This window comes from Streptomyces beigongshangae (assembly GCF_019710745.1).
Lineage (GTDB): Bacteria > Actinomycetota > Actinomycetes > Streptomycetales > Streptomycetaceae > Streptomyces > Streptomyces beigongshangae.
Window position 1 is genome coordinate 21,566 of sequence record NZ_JAHKJW010000075.1, and the last position, 10,203, is coordinate 31,768.

At 74.6% G+C, this 10,203-nt stretch carries 6 protein-coding genes; all 6 read right to left on the minus strand.

All coding sequences use genetic code 11. The annotated features are described in order from the left end of the window. Positions 1 to 6: 6 nt before the first annotated feature. Complete coding sequence (locus KM933_RS34565; RefSeq protein ID WP_221360052.1) at positions 7 to 966, minus strand: bifunctional riboflavin kinase/FAD synthetase; 960 nt, start codon at positions 964 to 966, stop codon at positions 7 to 9. A 134-nt stretch (positions 967 to 1,100) separates the two neighbouring features. After that, positions 1,101 to 4,955 carry a trypsin-like peptidase domain-containing protein gene (locus KM933_RS34570; RefSeq protein ID WP_430727407.1) on the minus strand — a complete coding sequence of 1,285 codons (3,855 nt, stop codon included), beginning with the start codon at positions 4,953 to 4,955 and terminating at the stop codon, positions 1,101 to 1,103. Positions 4,956 to 5,447: 492 nt separating this feature from the next. Then, positions 5,448 to 6,350, minus strand: a complete 903-nt coding sequence (gene truB, locus KM933_RS34575; RefSeq protein WP_221360054.1) for a tRNA pseudouridine(55) synthase TruB — start codon at positions 6,348 to 6,350, stop codon at positions 5,448 to 5,450. After that, a complete protein-coding gene (gene rbfA / locus KM933_RS34580; protein WP_221360056.1) occupies positions 6,347 to 6,874 on the minus strand; it encodes a 30S ribosome-binding factor RbfA in 528 nt (175 codons plus the stop codon). The genes truB and rbfA overlap by 4 nt, the downstream gene beginning before the upstream one ends. Before the next feature lie 58 nt (positions 6,875 to 6,932). Continuing rightward, positions 6,933 to 7,229: a DUF503 domain-containing protein gene (locus tag KM933_RS34585; protein ID WP_149515329.1), complete on the minus strand. Its 297-nt coding sequence runs from the start codon at positions 7,227 to 7,229 to the stop codon at positions 6,933 to 6,935. Between the two features lie 226 nt (positions 7,230 to 7,455). Continuing rightward, on the minus strand, positions 7,456 to 10,203 hold a 2,748-nt coding region (infB, locus tag KM933_RS34590), incomplete at its 5' end, for a translation initiation factor IF-2 (RefSeq protein ID WP_260334601.1).

Genomic DNA, 10,203 nt, shown 5'->3' on the forward strand with positions numbered 1-10,203 from the left:
CGGCGCCTACGGCCGCTCGGCGTCGTACACCGCGACGAGTTCCCGCGAGCGCTTCACGTCGTCCGAGATCGCTTCGAGCAGCCCCTCGATGGAGTCGAACTTCGCCATCCCCCGCACGAAGGCCAGGAAGTCGACGGCGACGTGCAACCCGTACAGATCGAGGCCCACCCGGTCGATGGCGTACGCCTCCACCGTGCGCTCGGTCCCGTCGAACTGCGGGTTCGTCCCGACGGAGATCGCCGCCGGCATCGCCTCGCCCTGCGCGTGCAGCCAGCCCGCGTAGACCCCGTCGGCGGGGATCGCGGTGTGCGGCAGCGTCTCCACGTTGGCCGTGGGATAGCCGAGTTCGCGACCGCGCTGCGCGCCGCGGACGACGACGCCCTCGACGCGGTGCGGACGGCCGAGGATCTCGCGGGCCCCCTCGACCTCGCCCTCGGCGACCAGCCGCCGGGTGAGGGTCGACGAGAAGGGCTCGCCGCCACCGGCCTCGCCGGTCACGTACAGGTCCACCACGTCGACCTCGAAGTCGTACGTCCTGCCCTGCTCGGCGAGGAAGTCGACATTGCCCGCGGCCCGGTGCCCGAAGCGGAAGTTGGGACCCTCGACGACGGCTTTGGCGTGCAGCTTGTCGACGAGGACCTTCACCACGAACTCGGCGGGCGACAGCTTCGAGAACTCGGTCGTGAAGGGCAGGATGAGCAACGCGTCCACGCCCAGTCCGGCCATCAGCTCGGCGCGGCGGTGGTGCGGGGCGAGCAGCGGCGGATGGCTGCCGGGGCGGACGACCTCGCTCGGGTGCGGGTCGAACGTGACGACGACCGACGGAACGCCCAGCTCACGAGCCCGCTCGACGGCATGCCTGATGATCAACTGGTGCCCGCGGTGGACGCCGTCGTACGAGCCGATGGTGACGACGCTGCGCCCCCAGTCCTGGGGGATGTCCTCCAAACCACGCCAGCGCTGCACTGTGACCGCTCCTCGTCGAACCCGTGTCCGTGTCTGCCTCGTACGCAGCTCTAAGGGTGCCATGCCGCGCCCTTCCGGCCCGCATCGGCATGGACCCTGTGACCGGTGGCACGTGCCGGCGGCGGGGACGGGGGTCACACCAGGACCCGCGCTCCCGTGAACTCCTCGACCATGCGGCCCGTACCGGGTCCGACCACCGTGGACCACTCCCCGGGCGTGGCGGCCAGCCAGCCGGCGACGAGCGGGGCGAAACCGGGGACCCGGCGCCCGAGGTCGACGAGGGCGCGGTCGAAGCGGGCGGCGCCGTCCGGGGTGCGCGCGAGCAGGCGGCCGACGGTGTGGACCAGGGCCCGGGTGTGTTCCCCGCCGTTGCGGGCCGCGCCCTCCGCGGTGGCCCGCAGCAGCGCGTCCAGCACCACCGGCTCGTGCTCGTGCGCCAGCAGCAGGTCCAGGAGCTCGCGCCGCAGGGGGCCGGACCCGGATGCGCCGGACTCGGGTGCACCAGGTCCGATGCATCCGGGTCCGGGTGCGCCGGGTGCCGCCAGTACCTCGGCGAGCGCGGCCCGCACCCGCGGCGGGCCGTCCGCGCCGAGCAGTCCGGCGACGAGGGGGTACAGCGCGGCGCGGGGGCCGGGCCCGTGCTCCAGCCGCCGGTCGACGTGGACCGCCAGACGCGTGGCCGTCTCCGGGCGCCGTTCCGCGACATCGCCCATGAGGGCGGCGACACGGCGGGCGAGCGGCGGTGTCGTCGTCTCGACGAGCGTGCGCAGCACGTCGTCGTCACCGGGTTCCCGCAGGCGGTCGCGGAACGCGGCGAGCACCGGGCCCGGGTGCGTCGCCAGCGCGGCGGCGAGCGCGCTCGCGGGCAGCCGCGGGTCGCAGGCCCTGAACCGGGCGAGGGCCTGCGGCAGATGGCGGGCCCGCGTGTGCGGATCGCGGACGAGCAGGGCCAGGGCGCTCCCGTGCAGGGTGCAGTCGCCGCGGCGGGCGAGCAGGGCGAGCGCGGCACGGCGCAGCAGTTCGCGGTCGACCTCGGCGCGTACGTGCGCGGTGGTCCGCGGTCCGTACGTCGCGGCGGCCGTCCGCCGGGCCGGGCGTTCGTCGTGCGCCCAGCGGTGGACCGCGCGGCACAGCGCGGAGGGCTCCTCCTCCGCGAGCACGTCCAGCAGTTCGTCGGCGCGCGCGTGCCCGCTGTCGGCCAGCGCCTCGGTGAGGTCGTCCGGGGCGCGGCGCCGGTGCGTGTGCAGCAGGACCTGGGCCGCGGTCGCGACGGTGGCGTCGGGGGTCGCGGGGAGCGGGCGGTCGTCGTCGAACCAGTGGGTGAGGTACGGCTGTACACCGGCCGGGTCGGCGACGAGGAGGTCCGACACGGTGTCCAGGTAGCGCGGTTCGGCGGTGGGCGGCGCCCCGTCCGCCACCACGAGACGCCTCAGCAGATCGAAGCGGTGCACCTGCGGCAGGGGCAGCCCGCGCCAGAAGCCGGGCCCGAACTCCCCCGGCACGGCCCGTCCTGCGGCCCGCCACCGCACCACCCGCCCGGCGAGATGCCGCAGCACGCCGAGGTACGGGGTCGCGTCGGGCACCCGGAGCAGTACGCCGCTGAGCAGCCGGGTGGCCCACCAGACCCCGGCGTCCGCATCCGCGTCTGCCTCCGCACCCGTATCTGCCTCCGCGTCCGCGTCCGTGGAGGGGACGAGCCCGTCGAGTGCGTCGAGCAGTTCGCGCAGGCGGAGGGCGAGACGTGCTTCCCCGCGTTGACGCGGCAGGAAGAGCAGAGCCTGCAGTACGGCCCCGATGCGGTGGCGCGGGACGGCGGACCGCCCGGTCCCGCCCGTGCGGCCGGAACCGTCGCGACCATCCCGTTCGCCGCACTCGGCGCACACGTCGGGGCCGCGGTGGTGCGTCAGGGTCCCGAACGCCGCGTCCAGGTCGAGGTGCATGCCCTGGATCCAGTCGGCGAACTCCTCGTGCGCGAACCGGTAACCGTCCCCGGCCGGTACGAGCAGACCCTCGGCGAGCACGGCGGAGGCCCACCCGGCACATCCCCCCAGCCGCCGGTCGGGCACGGGCCCCCACGGGAAGAGGGTCTCGAACCCCGGCCGGTCCAGTTCTCCTCCCCCCGGGCCCAGACCGCGCCGGGCCGCCACGTGCACCTGCCCGGCGACCCTGGCCGCGAGGCGCCGCACCGCCGTCCCGCGCAGCCCGTTCGCCGCCGCGAGCCGGACCGCCACGCGCAGGCACATCAGATCGAGGTACGCCGCGAAGACCTGGTCCCGTTCCACCGTGCCGGCCCGGACGGCGGGCAGCGCGGCCCGCACCTCCGACAGCAGCCGCAGCGTCAGGGGGTGCCGCGCGTCGGATCCGCCGAGGGCCCTCTCCGGAATCCCGTACCGTGCCCGGGCCTCGCGCGCCTCGCCCTCCGCCAGGTCCCCGAGGCGCACGCAGGCGGGCAGCCCACCGGGTCCCCCGACCGCGTCCCGGCGGGGCCCGTACAGCAGCGCGGGCGGGAACTCCGCACCCGCCTGCTCCCAGTACTCCTCCCGGCAGGCCACGACAAGACGTACCCCGTGCTCCCGCAGCCAGCCGGCGGTACCGGCGGCCCACTCGGGCAGGCGGTGGGCGAGTCCCGGCGGCATCTCCTCGGGACCGTCGAGGAGGAACAGCAGGGGCCGCCCGGCCCGGCCGGCGAGGCGGGCCAGGCGCTCGGGTCCGATGTCTCCGAGCCCGCTCGCGCGCGGCGGTGGCGCAAGGGCGGGCGATGAACCGCCGGGCGGCGGGACGGCGGGTGACAGCCGGGCAGGCGCCCGTCCGGAACCCGGCTCCGCGCTTCCCGGCCCCACGCCCGCGGACGCAGCCGCAGGCGCACCCTCGGACACAGCCGCGGACGCAGGTCCGGCCGCCACGATCCGTCCCGCCCGTTCCAGCGCCCGCCGGGCCGCGTCGGCCACCGATCCGTCGGTGTCCAGCAGATCGGCTCCGTGCAGCCACAGGGTCGGAGCCGGCGCCGCGCCCTGGTTGCGCCGGGCGGCGAGGGCCGCCAGTTCCGTCGTACGGCCGCTGCCGGGCGCGCCGACGAGCCCGAGGACGCCGTACGGCCCCCGGGTGAACGCGGTGAACTCCGCCGCCACCGCGGCCCGTTCGACGGGCGGGACCCCGCCGGAGCCCGGCGGGGCCGCGACGGTGGCCGTCAGTTCCAGGACGCCCGCCAGATTGAGGTCGGCCCCGTACGCGGGCACCGTCGCGGCATTGCGGGCCAGCAGCTCGGCGAGCGGACCGCCGGACGCCGGCACCGGTACCGGTCCCGGTACCGGAGCCGGTACCGGGACCGGTACCGGTACCGGGACCGGAGCCGGCGCCGCGCCGGCCGCGAACAGCGGTACGGCGAGGCCCCCGACCGGCCGGCCGGAGTGGAGTGCCGTCCCGAGGACGGCGACCACCGCACCGGTGGCCGCGTCGACCACCGGCCCCCCGGCCGCCCCGCCCCCGGGCCGCAGCGCGTCACTGCCCGCCGTACCGATCGCCAGCTCCAGCGCGGCGGGGAGCGGATGGCAGCGGTCGGCCGCCGCGTACGTCACGGCGGCCGAGCCCAGCACACGGGCCTCCCGCCAGCCGCCCGCCGCGATCCGGACGTACGTGCCCGTCTCCACGGAGTTCCGGACGGTGACCGGAAGAGGGGTGAGGCCCAGACCCTCGCAGTGGACGAGGGCGAGCCCCAGGGCCGGGAGGGCGGTGACCGCGTCGGCCGGGACCGGGCAGGCGCGGTTCCCGTCGGGTGCGTGGAGGACGAGGCCGGACAGGCCGTCGACCGCCTCGTGGCTGGTGACGACCGTGCCGTGGTGGTCCGCGACGAAGCCGGTGCCGCGGGGCCGCCCGGCCAGGTCACGGATCCGCACCAGGGCGCGGTCCGACGCTTGCGCGCCTCCGCCGAACACGGAGGTCCCGGCCGACGCGGAGGCGGCGGCCGGGGCCCCCGCGGCGCGCACCGGCACTCCTGTCGCCCAGGAGGACGCGCCCGTGACCCGGGAGGGCGCGTCCGCGGCCCGGGACGGTGTTCCCGCGGTCCCGACCGGCATCTCCCCCGCCCGAGCCGGTGCTCCCCGGCCGGCGTCCCGGTCCTGCCGTGCCGGATGGCTGGTCCCCCGGGCGGTCGCGACGTCCGGCGCCCGATGACGGCCCCCGGCGTCCGGGCTCCGTCCCGCCATCTCCGAACCTCCCCGCCGCGCGCGCCGTACCGTGCTTTCGGCGCTTCGATGTCCGACGGTAGGCGCGGGGACCGGACGCGACGGATCCGGAGCCGAACGAGCCCCCTTCCGCTCCCTTGGTTCACTCCGAGCGCCTGGCCGGACGGGTGAATGGACGAGGACGGGTGGACACACCCTTGAGTGGGGGAACCGGGGGGACAGTGGAGCGGCGCCCACAGGAGACCCCGTGAACGCCGCTCCACGACGAAGCGACCGGTCGGCGCGACCGGTCAGCCGGGGTCAGCCGAAGACCGCGAGGCTCTTGGCCTTGCCCTTCTGCTCCTCCACCAGCGCGAGGAACCGTCCCTCGGGGTCGAACACCCCGACGGCCCCGCTGCCGGTGTACTCCTCGGGCATCTCCAGCCGCACACCGTTCGTCAGCAGCTGCGCGCGCCTGGTGTCCACGTCCCACCGGGGGAACGCGGCCGTGGCGGCCGCCGCCACCGGCATCACGGTCAGCTCCTCCTGGAGCTGGTCGAGCGTGCGGGCGGAATCGAGCTTGTACGGGCCCACGCGGGTGCGCCGCAGGGCCGTCAGATGGCCGCCGACACCGAGGCCGGCGCCCAGGTCACGGGCGAGCGCGCGGATGTACGTGCCGGACGAGCACACCACCGAGACGATCAGGTCCAGCACGGGCGTGCCGTCCTCGGCCACGGCGCCCCGGACGTCGTACACGGTGAACGACGAGATCCGCACCGGCCGGGCCGGGATCTCGAAGTCCTCGCCCTCGCGCGCCCGCTTGTACGAGCGAACGCCGTTGATCTTGATGGCGCTGACCTTGGACGGCACCTGCATGATGTCGCCGCTGAGCTCGGCGATCCCGGCGTCGATGGCGTCCCGGGTCACCCCGGAGGCGTCGGCCGACGAGGTGAGGTCGCCCTCGGCGTCGTCCGTCAGGGTGTTCTGCCCGAGCCGGATGGTGCCCAGGTACTCCTTCTCGGTCAGCGCGAGGTGCCCGAGGAGCTTGGTCGCCTTCTCGACGCCGAGGACGAGCACGCCCGTCGCCATGGGGTCGAGGGTGCCCGCGTGTCCGACGCGGCGGGTCTTCGCGATCCCGCGCATCTTGGCGACCACGTCGTGCGAAGTGAAGCCCGACGGCTTGTCGACGATGACGAGGCCGTCGGGCGTCTGCTGCTGCGTCATTTGGCGGCGTCGCCGCCTGTTCCGTCGCCGTGCGCCGCGTGGCCGTCCGCCGCGTCGGCGTCCGTGCCGTCGGCGGACTCGTCGGGCTCGTCGGGCTCGTCGTCCTCCGGCTTCCGGTACGGGTCGGCGTCACCGGCGAAGGTGGCGCCGGCCGAGACCTCGCGCACCTGGGCGTCCTTGGCCCGCGCCTTGTCGAGCAGGTCCTCGATGGTCTTGGCGGTGTCCGGCAGGGCGTCCGCCACGAAGGTGAGCGACGGGGTGAACTTCACGCCCGCCGCCGCGCCGACGGCCGAGCGGAGCACGCCCTTGGCGCTCTCCAGGCCGGCCGCGGCCTCCGCGCGCTGCTCGTCGTCCCCGTACACCGTGTAGAAGACGGTCGCCTCCCGGAGGTCCCCGGTGACCCGGGTGTCCGTGATGGTCACATGCGTACCGAGCCGCGGGTCCTTGATCCCACGCTGCAGCTTCTTGGCCACCACCTCTCGGATGAGGTCCGCCAGCCTCTTCGCCCGCGCGTTGTCGGCCACTGGTCCGTCTCCCTGCTTCCTTGCTGGTCCGTGTACGGGCGGTCCTTGCCGCCGCACGTCATTCGTCGTCTTCCCCGTGCAGCCGCCGCCTCACCGACAGCAGCTCCACCTCGGGGTGCCCGGCGACCAGCCGTTCGCACCTGTCCAGTACGTCGGTCAGGTGGCCGGTGTCGCCGGAGACCACCGCCAGCCCGATGACGGCCCTGCGGTGGAGGTCCATGTGCTCCACCTCCGCCGCGCTCACCGCGTACTTGCGGATGAGTTCGGCCACGATCGGGCGGACGACGGAGCGCTTCTCCTTCAGCGACCGTACGTCGCCGAGGAGGAGGTCGAAGGACAGGGTCCCCACGTACATGTGTGTGTCCGGATGTCCCGCCGGTACGGGATAGGCGGCCCGGCCGAGCCTCCTGCCGGGGCACTTGAACGTTACCCCGAACCCCTGGTACCGATCGACGGGGTTTTCGCCCCCACCGGGCCGCGGACACAGTTCTCCGCGGAGCCCCCGAAAACCCCGCGGGGGTTGGCCGACGGGAACCAGTTCCCGTCGGCCAACCCCACACGGTCGAGCCGAGCCGCAGGCGTTACGCGCGCGGCTTCTCGCGCATCTCGTACGTCGCGATGACGTCGTCGATCTTGATGTCGTTGAAGTTGCCGAGGTTGATACCGCCCTCGAACCCTTCGCGGATCTCGGTGACGTCGTCCTTGAAGCGGCGCAGACCGGAGATGGTGAGGTTCTCCGCGATGACCTTGCCGTCGCGCAGCAACCGCGCCTTGGTGTTGCGCCTGACCTCGCCGGAGCGGACCAGCACACCGGCGATGTTGCCCAGCTTGGACGAGCGGAAGACCTCGCGGATCTCCGCCGTGCCGAGCTCGACCTCTTCGTACTCCGGCTTGAGCATGCCCTTGAGGGCCGCCTCGATCTCCTCGATGGCCTGGTAGATCACCGAGTAGTAGCGGACGTCGACGCCCTCGCGCTCCGCCATCTGCGCCGCGCGGCCCGCGGCGCGGACGTTGAAGCCGATGACGATGGCGTCGGATCCGGTCGCCAGGTCGATGTCCGACTCGGTGACCGCACCCACACCGCGGTGCAGGACGCGGATGTCGACCTCTTCGCCGACGTCGAGCTGGAGCAGCGAGGACTCGAGGGCCTCCACCGAACCGGACGCGTCGCCCTTGATGATGAGGTTGAGTTCCTGCACCAGACCGGCCTTGAGCGCCTCGTCCAGGTTCTCCAGGGAGAACCGGACTCCGCGCCGGGCGAAGTTGGCGTTGCGCTCGCGCGCCGCGCGCTTCTCGGCGATCTGACGCGCCGTGCGGTCCTCGTCGACGACCAGGAAGTTGTCGCCGGCGCCCGGGACGTTGGTGAGACCCAGCACCAGGACGGGAGTCGACGGAGTCGCCTCCTCGACGTTGTTGCCGTTGTCGTCGAGCATCGCCCGGACACGGCCGTACGCGTCGCCGACCACCATCGTGTCGCCGATGCGCAGCGTGCCGCGCTGGACCAGGACCGTCGAGACGGCACCGCGGCCGCGGTCGAGGTGGGACTCGATCGCGATGCCCTGCGCGTCCTGCTCCGGGTTGGCCCGCAGGTCGAGCGAGGCGTCCGCGGTGAGGACCACGGCCTCCAGGAGGGCGTCGATGTTGAGGCCCTGCTTGGCGGAGATGTCGACGAACATCGTGTCGCCGCCGTACTCCTCGGCCACCAGACCGAACTCGGTGAGCTGACCGCGCACCTTGGTCGGGTCGGCGCCCTCGACGTCGATCTTGTTGACCGCGACCACGATCGGCACGTCGGCCGCCTTGGCGTGGTTCAGCGCCTCGATCGTCTGGGGCATCACACCGTCGTTGGCCGCCACCACGAGGATCGCGATGTCGGTCGACTTGGCACCACGGGCACGCATGGCGGTGAACGCCTCGTGACCCGGGGTGTCGATGAAGGTGATCTTGCGCTCTTCGTCGTTGACCTCGGTCGTGACCTGGTACGCACCGATGTGCTGCGTGATGCCGCCGGCCTCGCCCGCGACGACGTTCGTCTTGCGGATGGTGTCGAGGAGGCGGGTCTTTCCGTGGTCGACGTGACCCATGACGGTCACGACCGGCGGACGCGCGACGAGGAACTCCTCGCCGCCCTCGTCCTCGCCGAACTCGATGTCGAAGGACTCCAGCAGCTCGCGGTCCTCCTCCTCGGGGCTGACGATCTCCAGGACGAAGTTCATCTCGTCCGCGAGGAGCTTCAGCGTCTCGTCGGAGACGGACTGCGTGGCGGTGACCATCTCGCCGAGGTTCATCATCACGCCGACGAGCGACGCCGGGTTGGCGCCGATCTTCTCGGCGAAGTCGGTGAGCGAGGCACCGCGCGACAGACGGACGGACTGCCCGTTGCCGCGAGGCAGCATGACGCCGCCGACCGACGGGGCCTGCATGGCCTCGTACTCCTGGCGCCTCTGCCGCTTCGACTTGCGGCCACGGCGCGCGGGACCACCGGGACGGCCGAAGGCGCCCTGTGTGCCACCACGGCCACCCGGACCACCGGGACGGCCGCCGAAGCCGGGACGACCGCCGCCGCCACCGCCGGGACCACCCGGACGGCCGGCGAAACCGCCGCCACCGCCACCGGGACCACCGGGACGGCCGGCGAAACCGCCGCCACCGCCACCGGGACCACCGGGACGGCCCGCGAAGCCGCCGCCACCGGGACGACCGCCGCCGGCACCGCCGGGACGACCGCCGCCGCCACCGGGACCGCGGCCACCGGGACCACCGCCGCCGGGACGCGGGCCGGCAGCCGGACGCTGCGGCATCATGCCGGGGTTGGGACGGTTGCCGCCGGGGCCGCCGCCGGGACGCGGAGCGCCACCGGGACCACCCTGCGGACGGGGCATGCCGCCCGGGGTCGGACGGGCACCGCCGGGAGCGCCGCCGGGACGCGGAGCGCCACCGGGGCCGCCCTGCGGACGGGGACCGCGGTCCTGGCCCGCGCCCTGGGGACGCGGGGCGCCGCCCGGAGCACCCGGACCACCGGGACCGGGACGGGCGCCGCCCGGACGGGGCGCCTGCGGGCGCGCCATACCGGTGGAGCCGCCCGAGGTGAAGGGATTGTTGCCCGGACGCGGGCCGGCGGGACGGCCGCCGGGACGCGTGCCCTGGCCGCCGGGGCGCGGGGCGCCCTGACGGTCGCCGCGGTTGTCACCGCGCTCGCCGCGGCCCTGGCCGGGACCGGCCTGACCGCCCTGCGCGGGACCGGCCGGACGGGCACCGGGCTTCGGGGCGCCGGGACGGGCGCCGGCCGGACGCGGGTTCGCGGCCGGAGCCGGAGCCTGGGCCGCCGG

What these genes read in the sequence shown, in the direction of transcription:
- truB (WP_221360054.1), bottom strand. Translation starts at nt 6,350, where the DNA reads ATGACGCAGCAGCAGACGCCCGACGGCCTCGTCATCGTCGACAAGCCG.
- KM933_RS34585 (WP_149515329.1), bottom strand. Translation starts at nt 7,229, where the DNA reads ATGTACGTGGGGACCCTGTCCTTCGACCTCCTCCTCGGCGACGTACGG.